Origin of the sequence: Haloferula chungangensis, assembly GCF_042664875.1 — a bacterium.
Lineage (GTDB): Bacteria > Verrucomicrobiota > Verrucomicrobiia > Verrucomicrobiales > Akkermansiaceae > Haloferula > Haloferula chungangensis.
Genome location: NZ_JBHTBS010000003.1, coordinates 395,578 through 408,712 on the forward strand (window position 1 = coordinate 395,578; position 13,135 = coordinate 408,712).

The 13,135-nt window shown below is 59.2% G+C and carries 12 protein-coding genes; 3 read left to right on the forward strand and 9 right to left on the reverse strand.

Annotation, left to right across the window (positions count from 1 at the left end; genetic code table 11):
- Window positions 1-42: 42 nt before the first annotated feature.
- Genes ACFQY0_RS08325 through ACFQY0_RS08340 form a run of 4 tightly spaced genes read right to left on the reverse strand, consistent with a single transcriptional unit; the run spans window position 43 to window position 3,330 of the window.
- Window positions 43-969 (reverse strand): bifunctional riboflavin kinase/FAD synthetase, encoded by a 927-nt coding sequence (locus ACFQY0_RS08325; protein WP_379711262.1) that lies wholly within the window; start codon window positions 967-969, stop codon window positions 43-45.
- 4 nt (window positions 970-973) lie between these two features.
- Complete coding sequence (locus ACFQY0_RS08330) at window positions 974-1,540, reverse strand: hypothetical protein (RefSeq protein WP_379711263.1); 567 nt, start codon at window positions 1,538-1,540, stop codon at window positions 974-976.
- Window positions 1,541-1,597: 57 nt separating this feature from the next.
- Window positions 1,598-2,332 carry a tRNA pseudouridine(55) synthase TruB gene (truB, locus tag ACFQY0_RS08335; protein ID WP_379711264.1) on the reverse strand — a complete coding sequence of 245 codons (735 nt, stop codon included), beginning with the start codon at window positions 2,330-2,332 and terminating at the stop codon, window positions 1,598-1,600.
- A 14-nt stretch (window positions 2,333-2,346) separates the two neighbouring features.
- Window positions 2,347-3,330 carry a DHH family phosphoesterase gene (locus tag ACFQY0_RS08340; protein WP_379711265.1) on the reverse strand — a complete coding sequence of 328 codons (984 nt, stop codon included), beginning with the start codon at window positions 3,328-3,330 and terminating at the stop codon, window positions 2,347-2,349.
- Between the two features lie 215 nt (window positions 3,331-3,545).
- On the opposite strand from ACFQY0_RS08340, the gene ACFQY0_RS08345 reads away from it, so the two are divergent.
- Both ACFQY0_RS08345 and ACFQY0_RS08350 read left to right on the forward strand, forming a co-directional pair.
- Window positions 3,546-4,127: a DUF4136 domain-containing protein gene (locus ACFQY0_RS08345; RefSeq protein WP_379711266.1), complete on the forward strand. Its 582-nt coding sequence runs from the start codon at window positions 3,546-3,548 to the stop codon at window positions 4,125-4,127.
- A 79-nt stretch (window positions 4,128-4,206) separates the two neighbouring features.
- The gene (locus ACFQY0_RS08350; protein WP_379711267.1) at window positions 4,207-5,763 is read left to right on the forward strand and encodes a xylulokinase; all 1,557 of its coding nucleotides are present in this window, start codon (window positions 4,207-4,209) and stop codon (window positions 5,761-5,763) included.
- Window positions 5,764-6,052: 289 nt separating this feature from the next.
- Here ACFQY0_RS08350 and folP read toward each other — a convergent pair whose 3' ends face one another.
- Genes folP through ACFQY0_RS08370 form a run of 4 tightly spaced genes read right to left on the reverse strand, consistent with a single transcriptional unit; the run spans window position 6,053 to window position 9,567 of the window.
- Complete coding sequence (folP, locus tag ACFQY0_RS08355; protein ID WP_379711269.1) at window positions 6,053-6,922, reverse strand: dihydropteroate synthase; 870 nt, start codon at window positions 6,920-6,922, stop codon at window positions 6,053-6,055.
- The gene (locus ACFQY0_RS08360) at window positions 6,919-7,902 is read right to left on the reverse strand and encodes a ThuA domain-containing protein (RefSeq protein ID WP_379711271.1); all 984 of its coding nucleotides are present in this window, start codon (window positions 7,900-7,902) and stop codon (window positions 6,919-6,921) included. Before ACFQY0_RS08360 ends, folP begins: the two co-directional genes overlap by 4 nt.
- Before the next feature lie 30 nt (window positions 7,903-7,932).
- Complete coding sequence (locus tag ACFQY0_RS08365) at window positions 7,933-8,673, reverse strand: alpha/beta hydrolase (RefSeq protein WP_379711272.1); 741 nt, start codon at window positions 8,671-8,673, stop codon at window positions 7,933-7,935.
- A 3-nt stretch (window positions 8,674-8,676) separates the two neighbouring features.
- A complete protein-coding gene (locus tag ACFQY0_RS08370) occupies window positions 8,677-9,567 on the reverse strand; it encodes an NAD(P)-dependent oxidoreductase (RefSeq protein WP_379711494.1) in 891 nt (296 codons plus the stop codon).
- A 78-nt stretch (window positions 9,568-9,645) separates the two neighbouring features.
- On the opposite strand from ACFQY0_RS08370, the gene ACFQY0_RS08375 reads away from it, so the two are divergent.
- Window positions 9,646-10,923: an O-acetylhomoserine aminocarboxypropyltransferase/cysteine synthase family protein gene (locus ACFQY0_RS08375; RefSeq protein WP_379711274.1), complete on the forward strand. Its 1,278-nt coding sequence runs from the start codon at window positions 9,646-9,648 to the stop codon at window positions 10,921-10,923.
- 224 nt (window positions 10,924-11,147) lie between these two features.
- On the opposite strand, the gene ACFQY0_RS08380 is transcribed toward ACFQY0_RS08375, so the two are convergent.
- The gene (locus ACFQY0_RS08380; protein WP_379711275.1) at window positions 11,148-13,025 is read right to left on the reverse strand and encodes an alpha-amylase family glycosyl hydrolase; all 1,878 of its coding nucleotides are present in this window, start codon (window positions 13,023-13,025) and stop codon (window positions 11,148-11,150) included.
- Between the last annotated feature and the right edge of the window lie 110 nt (window positions 13,026-13,135).

Genomic DNA, 13,135 nt, shown 5'->3' on the forward strand with positions numbered 1-13,135 from the left:
GAGCCGGAGGGTAAGCCGAAAATCCCGAAATTGTGTCCGCTTTTACTCCCCTCCCCGAAGCACCCGCCGTCCGAGCTCCACATCCTTCCCTAACTGGGCTTTTAAATCCTCAAGATTGGCGAATTTCTGCTCATCGCGAAGATAGCGAACAAACTCGACATCAACGAGTTCCCCATACAGATCGCCGACTTCGTCGAAAAAGTGCACTTCCAGAATTCGGGACTGTCCGTCCACCGTCGGCCGCAAGCCGAGATTCGCAACACCGTCGCGAAGCTGCCCTTTTACCGTCCCACGCACCGCCCAAACGCCATCGGGAGGGTACTGTTCCTCACCTCGATCGAGGTTTGCGGTTGGAAATCCGAGCTGCCGACCGAGTTTGCGACCTTCCACGACTTTCCCCGCCACGGTGTATGCCCGACCGAGCATTTCACGGGCCGCCGCCAGATTTCCGTCTCGGATTGCCTGCCTCACCCGCGTGCTGCTGATTCGCTCTCCTTCCATCATCACCGGCGAAACGGCCTCGAAGCGAAACCCCATTTCGTCCGCCAGTCGCCCGAGGAGATTGCGATCGCCCGCCCGGCGATGACCGAAGCGCCAGTCCTCGCCTGCTGAAATCGTCTGCGTTCCCGCCGCCACAAGCTCGGCCACAAAATCCTCCGCCGCCACCTGCGCCCGCTCCTGGTCGAATGGCAGCGCCAAGAGAAAATCCACACCGAGAGGTTCCAGCAAGCGCGCCTTGTGATCGAGCGATGCCAGCAGACGCTTTGGCGCTTTCTCCGGCGCCAGCACTCTCAGCGGATAGGGATCAAAAGTCAGCACCCCCGCCAATCCGCCCTGCTCCCGGGCTGCGGAGACCGCGCGTCCGATCACTTCCTGATGACCGAGGTGCACCCCGTCGAAGACCCCCAGCGCGAGATGCACCGGGGCCTCGAAGTCCTTCAGCTTGGAGATGGAATCAAGTCTCAGCACGATCTCAGTAGGGCGTAGTATAGTAGACCGCATAGACCACTCCCGCGATGGCAAGAAGCACAATCACCCCTAACACAATCCAGTTCCAGAGCGGTGTCTTGTATTTCATCCCCGGCGTCTGCGCGACGATCTCCTGGTAGGCGGGAGACAGGATGAAGCGACCTTTCTTACAAAACAAAATGTAGAGGAAGTAGATGCTGATGATCGTTCCGAGACCGATCGCAAGCAGTCCCAACGCGGAAAGAATTGCCGCCGGAACCGTAGACCACGGACGTAGCCTGCGGAGCCCCGACCATGCCACAAACTGAACGACACAGGCCGTGATCAACATCATGATGATCAGAACCTCTGCCCATCCAACCCCATGAAACTCGCCCGCAAACGGAATCGTCAAAAGAGGCAAGAGGCTGATAATCACCAGGACTCCTCCGAGAAAAAACAAACTTCCCATCCCCTTGAGAGAGGCTTCGTGCCTCAGGTGGGCCTGCCGAATTTGCACCACCTCGGGTAGTGCCTCCGCTGGGGCTGCCACTTCACTGACCGTTGGAGCTTGATAGGGATTCTCACTCATCCGGCCAGAATGCTGGCTTCATCCGCCCCGCTTGCCAAGACGGATGAAGGACTCAAATCACGCTCCGCGCATCAGCGAGATCTCGGCGAGGCTGACCATCGCCTTGAAAAGCTCTTCGCGATCACCGTTCTTGAGTTCATCGACGGTGACCGCGCGATCGAGCACAAAGCGGCCGCTTCTCACCCGGCGCAGGGCGCTGAGGTGAGCACCGCATCCAAGCTTCGCTCCGATGTCGTGGGCGTAGGTCCGGACGTAGAAACCCTTCGAGCAGAAGACCTTGAAATCCACTTCCGGAAGCTCAATACGAGAGATCTCGTACTTCGTCACTTCCACCGGACGCGGGTCACGCTTCACTTCCTGCCCCTTGCGGGCCAGCTTGTAGAGCGGCACGCCGTCCTTCTTGATGGCCGATACCATCGGCGGGATCTGCTCGAAATTCCCGGTGAACTCAGCGAATGCCGCATCGATGTCTTCCGCTGAAAACGCAGCGACTTCCCTTTCCTCAAGCACTTCACCCTGGCGGTCCTGCGTCGAAGTCGTCGCTCCGAGCGTCAAAGTGCCATCATACTCCTTATCCTCGCTCATCAGCAGGTCCTGGATCTTGGTCGCACGCTCAACCACCAGCATCAGCAGGCCGGTGGCCATGGGGTCCAGCGTGCCACAGTGGCCGATCTTTTTGGTGCCGAGGGCACGGCGTGCAATGGCGACGACGTCGTGCGAAGTCATGTCGGGCGCTTTGTCCACCAGTAGCACGCCACTGGGAACTCCGGATGCAGGATTGGGTCTGCTCATAATAATAATCTAAATCAAAGGGTCGCCAGCTCGCGTTCAACCGCGGCCAAAACTTTTTCTTTCGCATCGGAAAGTGGCCCAGCCATGCGGATACCCGCCGCCAGCGAGTGGCCACCACCGCCGAATTCCATGCACACCTTGCAGGCATCGATCCGGCGATCTTTCGAACGCATCGAAACCCGGATCTTCCCGTCGTGAAGCTCCTCAAAGAACACCGCGACGATCACCCCCTGGATCGCACGCACGATATCAATCAGTCCTTCGCTGTCCTCAGGCTTGAGATCGAGACGCTCGACCGTTTCCCATGTCAGCTCCCAGTGAGCAAGACGGCCGTCCGCCTTCACTTCGAGTGTATTGAGAAGCGAACGCATCAACTCAACGCGACGCATCGGGTGATTGTCGTAGGTCAGCGAGTTGATTTTCCCCACATCAAGCCCCTTGCGGGTGAGGTCGGCAGCCATTTCATAAGTCGCCGCCGTCGTTCCGGGATATTGAAATGATCCGGTATCCGTCGAGACCGCCACGTAGATCGCATCGCGGGTCTCGTCGGGCATCGGCAGCTTGAGAGCTTGGATCAGATTATAGAGAATCTGTCCGGTCGCCGGACTGCTGTCATCGATGTGATTCAGATTGCCGTATCCTGGATTGGATTTGTGATGGTCGATGTTGATCCAGCGCTCGCAGTGGCCCACGGCGTCGAGCACCTTCGCTCCAAGTCGTGGCTTGGTCGCAGTATCGAGCGCGATCACCACGTCGACCTCGAGCGGCTCGGCCGGTGGTGTTTCGATCCGATCCGCCCCGGCCATGAATGCCAAGTTGTCAGGGAGTCCGTCTTCATTGATCAGACGGACCTTCTTCCCCGCCGCCTCCAGCGCAAAGCCGAGCGCAATTTGCGAACCGATCGCATCACCATCCGGACGGACATGACTGAGCAGGGCGAAGGACTCGTATTGATCGAGCCAAGCGCCGATTTCCTGGAAAGTGGATGATGGATTCATAGAGCGGACCCGCCTGCGGGGGCGCGGATTCTCCCGATGATCCCCTAGGGGGCAAGGACAAACGCCACAAGCCGACCATCACCCCGCCCGACCGATCGACACGGCGAGCGCGCGAGCCTCCCGCAACGACGGTCCCCCAGCGCTCTGAATGACCGGTGAGGACACCCACTTTGTATTGGCCATTCCCAGATGTCGTTCATAGCTTCGGTTTGTTCATGAAAACAACATTCCTCTTTCTCGCCGCCGCCACCGCCCTTGCGTTGAATTCCTGCAGCGACACCTCGATGCAGGTCGACGTCAAACCCGTCGCAGGAGTCAACTACGCCGCCTACAACACCTACGAGTGGGCACCTCTCGACCGCAAGACTGCCGGCGATCTGACCGACGATGAAGCCGCCCTTCGCGACGCCTTCAAGAGTGAAGTCGACAGCATTTTGAAGCGCCGTGGCCTGACATTGGTCGGCCAAGGAAAGTCCGATCTGATCGTCTACGCCAGTGGTCTGAGAATGGCAGGAGTGAGCCCGATCGGCACCTCGCCGACCGTTGATAGCGCCGCCATCTATCCTCCCTATTATGAGCCCGATGATTCCGCCTCCCAGTGGCTCGGCGGCACCGGATACCTGACCGACAACACCAAAACCAGCGTCCGTTTCCTCATCTCTGAGGCCAAGACCGACAAGGTCGTCTGGCAATCGAGTGCCGTCATTGTCATCGACGACAAACGCCCCCAACCCCTCGCAGAGCACGACGCAAGACTGCTCGCAGGAAAGCTCACGAAGGGCTACCCATCGAAATAAGAGGCCTTCACCGCATTTCGACAGCAGTTTGGCCTGCTAATGGGCCAAGCTGCCAAGCTTCCGTCTGGCCTCATCATTCGTGAAGCGGGAGTCTCCCGGCATGTTCCTCGGTCTCGACTCGTCCACCCAGTCCCTTTCCGCCCTCGTCATTGATCCCGCGAGTGGCTCCGTCGTTCACGAAACCTCGATCAATTTCGGCGCCGACCTCCCCGCTTACCAGTCACCCAGCGGATTCATTCCCGGCGGTGCCGATGGGGAAGTCCACGCCGATCCCCTGATGTGGATCGAGGCCATCGACCTGCTTTTTTCCCGCGTTGCGGAAAGCTTCGACCTGTCGCAGATCACCGCGCTCGCCGCCTCCGGCCAGCAGCACGGCTCGGTCTACTTCGACAATACCCTCGTCCAGCGGCTCAGCACCCTTGCCCCCGAAAAGTCGCTCAAGGAACAACTCGCCCCCGCCCTGACCCGCGCCACCGCGCCGATTTGGATGGACACCGCCAGCGGCCCGGAGTGCGCCGAGATCGCTGCCGCCGTCGGCGGAAATGAGGAGGTCTGCAAGCTCTCCGGCTCGATCGCCATCGAGCGCTTCACCGGCCCGCAGATCCGCCGCTTCTTCAAGCAGGACCCCGAAGCCTACGAGAACACCGGCACCATCCACCTCGTCTCCTCGTTGATCGGATCGATCATGGCCGGCAAGTCGATCGACATCGACCACGGCGACGGCGCCGGCATGAACCTGCTCAACGTCCACACCCTCAGCTGGGATCCCGATCTCCTCGAAGCCACCGCGCCCAACCTGCGCGACAAACTCCCCCGCGCCAAACCTTCCGCATCGATCACCGGAAAGATCTCGAACTACTTCGTCGACAAGTACGGCTTCTCTAGTAATTGCGATGTCGCTCTCTCCACTGGCGACAACCCATCATCGCTCGTCGGCATGGGCGCGACCGAGCCCGGAACCTTCGTCATCTCGCTCGGCACCAGCGACACCTTCTTCGCCGCGATGTCGAATGCCGTCACCGACCCTCAGGGATTCGGTCATGTCTTTGGAAATCCCGCCGGTGGCTTCATGTCGCTGATCTGCTTCCGCAACGGCTCGCTCTCCCGCGAAGCCCTGCGCGATGAACTCGGCCTGGGCTGGGACGACTTCGATGTCGCCGGTCTCGCCAAAACACCCGCCGGCAATGAAGGCCGCGTGATGCTTCCCTTCTACGGCCCGGAGATCACCCCGCGGCGCGACTTCAGCGCCCCCGTCCGCAATTTCCCTGTCGACGCCCCTGCCGAAGTCCAGGTCCGCGCCTTGCTGGAAGGCCAGTTCCTCAACATGCGTCTGCATTCCGCCTGGCTCGGCGAGCAACCGACCCTGATCCGTCTCACCGGTGGAGCTTCGCAAAACAACGGCATTGCCCAACTCATCGCCGACATCTTCCAAGCCCCCGTGGAACGCTTCGCCGTCGCCAACGGCGCCGCCCTCGGAGCCGCCCTCCGCGCCGCCCACGCCTGCGGCCAGAACCTCGCCGACCTCAACACCCAGTTCTGCCAACCCGCCGCCGATTCCCGCATCGAGCCCGACACCTCTAAAAAGGAGACCTACGCCGAGTCGCTGGAAACCTACAAGCAGCTCCTAACAGCCTAATCCCGGATCGCCGACTCCCACGTCTTTGTCCCGAAAGGGACTACAGGTAACAGCCCGGGGTCGAGGAGCCCAAGCGACGATACCCCGGGTTAGCCGCTCCGATATTCCGCACCCTGAAAGGCGTGCTACATGCTCAACCCGCCACAGATGCCTGCACGTTCTGCGACCCACTACCGGAGTCGAATCCCCTCATCACTCATTCCCCGGGTGATCGTCGCCAAGCTCCTCAACCCGGGGCTACGATCTAACATCCCTACCGGGATGAAAACCCAACTCCCCAACTCCCCACCTAACCCGCCACCGCATCCAGCACCTTCACCGCTTGCCACGCCGCGCGCACATCGTGCACCCGCAGCATCTGCGCGCCACGCCTCACTGCCACGCTGATGCACGCCACGCTCCCCGCATCACGATCCCTCGGCTCGGGCAGTTCTAACACCTCCCCAATCACCGTCTTCCGGCTCACCGGCACCAGCAACGGCCGCCCGAATTTCTGGAGCCGTTCCAGCTCGTGATACACCTGCAGGTTGTCATCCCGCTGCTTCGCGAAATCGATTCCCGGATCGAGGAGGATGCCATCCCGCGAAACGCCCGCCTTCACCGCCATATCGATCTTCTCCTCGAAGAAGCGCTCCATTGAGCCCATCACATCCGCCCACTGCTGATGAAAATGCGGGACCTTCGGTTCACCCACCGAGTGCATGATCAGCAGGGATGCTCCATGCTTCGCACACAGCTTCGCATTCCGATCATCCGGCAAACCGCTCATGTCATTGAGCAGCTCGACGCCCATTGGCAGCACCTGTTCAACCACCTCAGGTCGCCAGGTATTCGCCGAAAGCACCGGCGGCCAGACCTGCTGGTCATCGATCGGCAAGGCCTCCGCCATCGTCTCGACCCAACATTCCAAAAACTCCGAAAACCGCCGGACCTCCTCCTCGATCGCCACCGCCGGACGATTCGTCCGTGCGCTTTCCGCGCCGACATCGATCACGTCCGCGCCCTGCTCCGCCTGCCGCCGCGCCAGTTTCAGCGCGGCATCAATTTCAAGCGTGCCGTCGCCCGAGAAGGAATCGTCATTCACATTGACAATTCCCATCACCAGCGGGCGGCGGGGAAAGCGGATCTCGCGATGCGGCAGCTTCCAGATCACCTTCACTTCTTCACCTCGAACTTCTCGAGCACCGGCTTATCAGGCCCCGGGAAGTTGTCGGCCACCGGGATGGTCACTTTTCCGGTCGCCGCCCACTCCGTGCCGCGCGTGAAGGTATTGATGAAACCGACGCTCTCGAAAGCCGGCGTATCATGGCCCAGCGTGGTGTTGAAGACGCGACCCTTGTGGTAGTCGATCACCATCAGCATCGGTTCGTTCCGGCCGGCATTCTTCAGCTTTGGAGTGTCGGCAGCGGTGGCCAGAATGGTCATGTTTTCCGCAGGACCGCGGAGCATCGAGTAGCACTCGTCCCGACCGTGCATCCAGAAATCCGGCATGCCCTTGGTGATCGGGTGATCCTTCACCCGCATCGTCACCACGAACTCGCTCTGCGGACCGTGCTTGCCGCATGGCCCCGGTGCCGGATCCCGGACCTCCTCGCCCTTGTCATTGATGTAAACATACGGGCCGCTCTTCTCGTTGCGTCCGCCCCATCCGCCAAGGCCGATCATCTTGTTGAACTCCGGCCACTTCGCCCACGAGTTGTTAGCCGCGTGGACCACCACCAGCCCGCCGCCCTCTTTCATGAATTTCTCGAGATTCCTCCGCGTTTCCTCAGGCCAATCGGCGGCGTTGTAGCCGAAGTTGCTGACCACCACGTCATACTTGTCGAACTCCGGAGAGAAATCCGGATCGGCCTGTGGCTTCTTCTTGTCCTCCCCTTCCCCGGCACCTGCCAGCGGCAGGAAATCCTTCTCGCGACCCGCCTTCCACAGGAACTTCGTCCGCTCGACGTCGACCTCGAAAAGCCCGGTCTCTTCGAGATAGCGCTTCATCATGATGGTCGACTTCGGCCAAACCTCGTGGTTGTTCTGACCATCGACGATCAGGGCTTTGAGTTTCTCGGCAGCCTGCGCATCGCTCACGCAGAGGAGTGTCACCGCAACAGGGAGAAAGCGGACAAATTGGGACAGCTTGGTTTTCATGATCAGGAATTACGTTCAGGGAAATGTGGTCTATCGAGGTGAAGACGATTCGAGGTGCTCGGACAGCCATTCGTCGATCGCGCTCACCAACTCGGGGTAGCTCTCATCATCGAAGGAATGCTCGGCTCCATCAATCTCCAAAAGATGCTTCGGACCCTGAGCTGCTTCAAAGGCATCGATGCTGTCCGCGGGGAGCACCACGTCATCCGCGGTGCCGTGAATCAGCAAATACGGCTTCGTGAGCTTGCCCGCCTCATCTAGCAGATCACCGATCTGCTTCATGTCATCGACAAAGGCCTGCGAAAGCGGGCAGTCCTTTTCGTCCCACATGAACCCACTTCCGGGGGTCTGGTCACCGAATTCGGTTTCACAAAACAATGCCGTGCGGACCATTCCGGCCAGCGACACCAGCACTTCGATTCGGGGATCCGCTGCCGATTTCAAACCGACCGCGCCTCCCATGCTGTGACCGCAGTAGGCCACCCGCACTCCGTCCGGCAGCTGATCGAGCACATCACTCAGGTCCTCGCATTCCTTGGAAACCGTCGAGTCCTCGAACTTGCCCTCGGACTCGCCATTTCCCGAAAACGAGATCCTCAAACATGGCCAGCCCGCTTGCGAAAGCTGCTCGGCCACGGCGACCATCAAGGGCCGGTCCATGTTTCCCGTCACGCCATGGCCGAGAACCACTAACAAGTCCTCGCGTTTGCCTGGGTGAAACGCGCTGTTGATCCTCTCGCCGTGGCGGTTTTTAAAATTTGGAAGTTCCATCACTCAATCTTCGCTGCGACCCGGAAAGGTCAGTTCTGCCACGGCCGACTTGTCCAACTCACCGCGACCCAACTCGATGAGCTTCCGGTACTGTTTCTCCGTGGAATCAGAAAGCGGCACCGCCACTCCGGCTTCCGCGGCCAATGCATTGGCAATTCCGCTGTCCTTCGCCGCGTGGGATGCAGAGAAAAAGCAATCGTGATCGCGGATGATCATGTCGTCGCCATCGGTTTCCAATACTCGCGAATTCGCACCTGTTTGAGAAAAGACCTCCTTGAGCATTTGCAGGTCAAGCCCCAGCGCCGAGCCAAGACCCAAGCCTTCAGCGAGTCCCGCCGTGTTGATGTTCATGACCATGTTGACCAGTGCCTTGACCTTCGCTGCCTGTCCTGTGCCACCAACGTAGCGCAGCGAGCTCGATAGCTCGTTGAGCAGCGGTTCGACCTGATCGAAGACTTCTTTATCTCCGCCAATCATGAGATAGAGCGTGCCCTCACGAGCCTGGGTGATGCTTGATGCCATGCACGCCTCAAGCGCCTTGGCACCCGCCGCCTCACATGCTGCCGCCACGTCCTCATGCACCGAGGGACTCACCGTTGCACAGTTCAGGAAAATCCGGCCCTCCGCTCCTTTGAGCAATCCGTCTTCAGAGAAGATTCCACGCATCGCGGCCTCGTCCGTGACCACCGTCAAAATCAAATCCGCGCCCGCCGTCACCTCTGCAGGACTGCCGGCCGCCTCGCAACCAAGCTCCTCTGCCAAGCTTTTCGCCAGATCCGTCGCCACATCCTGCACGACCGCCACCTGATAGCCACAGTCCTTCAAGCGACGCGCCATATTCGCGCCCATCCGCCCCACTCCAACAATGCCAATCCGAAGCTCTTTCACATTCATCACGCCGATGAGCTTCGTCGCCTCCATCGAACTTTCAAGTTCCATCGCCGGACTTCCCGCTATTGACTAACCGCCGTTATGAAACTCGAAACCCTCTGCGTCCACGGCGGTCACAAGCCTGACTCTGCCACGAATTCCTGTGCCGTTCCCGTTTACCGCACTTCCGCGTTCCAATTCAACAGCACCGAGCACGCGGCCAACCTCTTCGCCCTCAAAGAACTCGGCAACATCTACTCCCGTCTCCAGAACCCGACCACCGACGTCCTCGAAAAGCGTGTCGCCCTGCTCGAAGGCGCTCCTGAAATGGGTGGACTCGGCCATTCCTCCGGCACCGCCGCCATTTTCAACTCAATCATCAACCTCGCCCAGGCCGGCGACAACATCGTCTCAGCCCAGAACCTCTACGGCGGCACCTACACCCAGTTCGCCTCCATCCTCCCGGCTCTCGGCATCGAAGTCCGCTTCGTCGACTCGAATGAACCGGAAAATTTCGCGAAAGCCACCGACGACAAAACACGAGCGTATTTCTGCGAAACCATTTCCAACCCGGCGCTTGAAATCACCGACCTGAAGGCCGTCGCCGACATCGCGCACGCCAACGGACTTCCGCTGATTGTTGATGCCACATGTTCGACCCCTTTCCTCACCCGCCCTCTCGACCACGGCGCGGACATCGTCATCCACTCTCTAACAAAGTGGCTCGGCGGTCACGGAGCCGGACTTGGCGGTGTGGTCATCGATTCCGGAAAGTTCAACTGGGCTGGCGGCAAGCACCCGCTTTTCGACAATCCGGACGACTCCTACCACGGTCTCCGCTGGGGTCATGATCTTCCGGACATGCTCGCCCCGCTCGCCTACATCCTGCGCATGCGCACCGTGCCGCTGCGGAACCTCGGCGCCTGCATCGGCCCTGACAATTCATGGTTCCTCCTCCAAGGCATTGAGACCCTTCCCCTCCGCATGCAGCGTCATTGCGAAAACTCGCTCGCTGTCGCCAAGCACCTCAAGGCCCATCCGAAAGTCGAGTGGGTGCGTTTCCCCGGTCTCGAAGGCGACTCGGAATACGCCAAGAGCCAAAGCTATCTCAAGGGGCTCGGCGGATCAGTCGTCGTGTTCGGCATCAAAGGTGGTGCAAGTGAAGGCGCGAAGTTCATCGATTCCCTGAAGATGATTTCCCACCTCGCCAACCTCGGCGACGCCAAAACCCTCGCCATCCATCCGGCCAGCACGACCCACAGCCAGCTCACTGCCGAGCAGCAACTCGCCGGCGGCATCACTCCGGAACTCGTCCGACTTTCGATCGGCATCGAGCACATCGACGACATTCTCGCCGACATCGATCAGGCCCTGGGTTGATCCTCGTCGGGCATTTCAATCACAAGGCGGTCCTTCGGGATCGCCTTTTCATGGCCGCTCCTCCGAATCTCGCGGCGGATCATCATCCTCAAACTCCGTGCAGCACGCGGAGCGCACCTGGTAGCACGTTTCGCAAATCCAAACTTCGCCCATTTGAATATCTGTCGGCGCACCGCAGCGGAAACAACGGGTATCCTCCTTTTCCGGCGTCTCTTCCATGAGCGTTACAACAAGGCCACGAACTGCAAGGGCTCGAGCGACAGCTTCTCCGTCGCCACGATACTCTTTCCGGCAATGATGTCCGTAAACGTCTTCCGCATGCCGAGCTGACGCAATCGCTTTGCCGAAAGGTCCTGCGGATGCTCGGAGAAATTCGCAAGACAGAGGATGCTCTGACCGTTGTAGGTCCGGAAATACCCGAAGACGTGATGATTTTCCGCATCCACAAACTCCGTCGTGCACTCGTGGAATGCCTGATTGTTCATCCGGATTTGCGATAGCTTGAGGATGCCATTGAAGATGCGTCCTTCGATGCTTTCCGGATCCTTTCTCTTCTCCGCCCGCTCCCAGTCAAACTTCGGACGATGCATCCATCGATCGTCACCATCCTTACCGGGATCGGCATGGTATGAATGATCGTTCAGCTGCCCGATCTCATCGCCCAGATAGATCAGCGGAATGCCCCCGACCGTGAACAGAATGCTATGCAGAAGAAGGATCCTCTTGATCGCAAAATCGATGCCATGCTCATCTTCCTCCGCGATCGCTTTCTCGAGACCGCAGAGCGACGCCGCGGTGCCGCAAATCCGTGCATCGCCAGTCACGGGATTGTGCTGGAACAGGCATCCCCGAGCAAAACTCCCTTCTTCGGCACCCGAAAAGAATCGATTGAGGAACCAGCGATGGTCTGCCGGATTCATTCCGAGTTCGTGAAAATCCCGATCTTCAAAGCCCCACCCAATGTCGTCGTGGCATCGAACGTAGTTCACCCACGAACAACCATCCGGCAGCTGGAAACGCTTCTGCAAACAGTGCGAAAGAACCCTCGCGTCGCGTGTCGCGATCGAATTCCACAACTGCACCATGAGCGGTGGATTGTAGGAAAGGTGACACTCCTTCTCCGAGACGTACTTCTTGATTTCGTCTGGTGCCACGATCGCCTCCGACTTGAAGACCAGGGCCGGAGCGGCGATCCGAGCGACCGTATTGAAGGCCTGAATCAACAAGTGCGCTTTTTCCAGATTCTCGCATGAAGTCCCCTTCTCCTTCCACAAGAACGGCACCGCATCCATGCGCAGCATTTCGACACCCGCATTGGCGAGAAAGAGCATCTCGCCCGCCATCGCATTGAAGACCGATGGATTCTCATAGTTCAGGTCCCACTGGAAGTTGTTGAAGGTCGTCCAGATCCACTTCCCCATCGAGGTGCGATAGGTGAATGATCCCGGATGAGCATCGGGAAAGATCGGCCGCAAGGTCCGCTCATACTCATCCGGCTCGGTGCGATTCGGAAACATCCGGTAGTAAGCCATGTATTCCTCGTCCCCTTGGAAAGCATTCTGGGCCCACTCGTGCTCGTCGGAAGTGTGATTGAACACGAAATCTAACACCAGGCTCATTCCCTGTTGGCGAAGCTCCGATGACAGATCCCGCAGTTCGTCCATCGTTCCGATGCCCGGATCAAGCTCACGATAACTGCTGATCGCGTAGCCACCGTCGTCGTCCCCCTCGGGGCTTTTGAAAAGCGGCATCAGGTGAAGGTAGCTCACGCCCAACTCCTTCAAGTATCCGATGCGCTCCTTGATCCCCTCGAGATTGTCCGCGAAGAGATCGACGTAGGCCATCGCCCCGACCAGGCGGTTCGACTGATACCAGTGCGGGTGGCCTTCACGAATCGCATCGAGACTTTTCAGGTCAGCCGGCCGATCGAGCCACGATTGGACTGCCGTCTGGAGGATCGCCTCGATATGGAAGAAGAAGTCGTAACTCGGCCCGTAGATTCGCCACAACAAATCGAACAACTGCGGAAAGTGGTCATCGAGTCGATCCTCGAATGCCTGCCAATCCGCGGATCCCACTTCTTCAGGAAAGGAGTTCCGCAAGCGCGGCAAAATACGATTCAGCGACAGACAGCTTTCTTTGGCAGTGGGAGTTTGGACTGGTTGATGCATCGAAAATAATCGTCAGGAAAAATGGGGGGATTGGCGGGATG

What these genes read in the sequence shown, in the direction of transcription:
- ACFQY0_RS08360 (WP_379711271.1), bottom strand. Translation starts at nt 7,902, where the DNA reads ATGAAAACCAAGCTGTCCCAATTTGTCCGCTTTCTCCCTGTTGCGGTG.
- ACFQY0_RS08340 (WP_379711265.1), bottom strand. Translation starts at nt 3,330, where the DNA reads ATGAATCCATCATCCACTTTCCAGGAAATCGGCGCTTGGCTCGATCAA.
- ACFQY0_RS08365 (WP_379711272.1), bottom strand. Translation starts at nt 8,673, where the DNA reads ATGGAACTTCCAAATTTTAAAAACCGCCACGGCGAGAGGATCAACAGC.
- ACFQY0_RS08330 (WP_379711263.1), bottom strand. Translation starts at nt 1,540, where the DNA reads ATGAGTGAGAATCCCTATCAAGCTCCAACGGTCAGTGAAGTGGCAGCC.
- ACFQY0_RS08375 (WP_379711274.1), top strand. Translation starts at nt 9,646, where the DNA reads ATGAAACTCGAAACCCTCTGCGTCCACGGCGGTCACAAGCCTGACTCT.
- truB (WP_379711264.1), bottom strand. Translation starts at nt 2,332, where the DNA reads ATGAGCAGACCCAATCCTGCATCCGGAGTTCCCAGTGGCGTGCTACTG.
- ACFQY0_RS08370 (WP_379711494.1), bottom strand. Translation starts at nt 9,567, where the DNA reads ATGAATGTGAAAGAGCTTCGGATTGGCATTGTTGGAGTGGGGCGGATG.
- ACFQY0_RS08345 (WP_379711266.1), top strand. Translation starts at nt 3,546, where the DNA reads ATGAAAACAACATTCCTCTTTCTCGCCGCCGCCACCGCCCTTGCGTTG.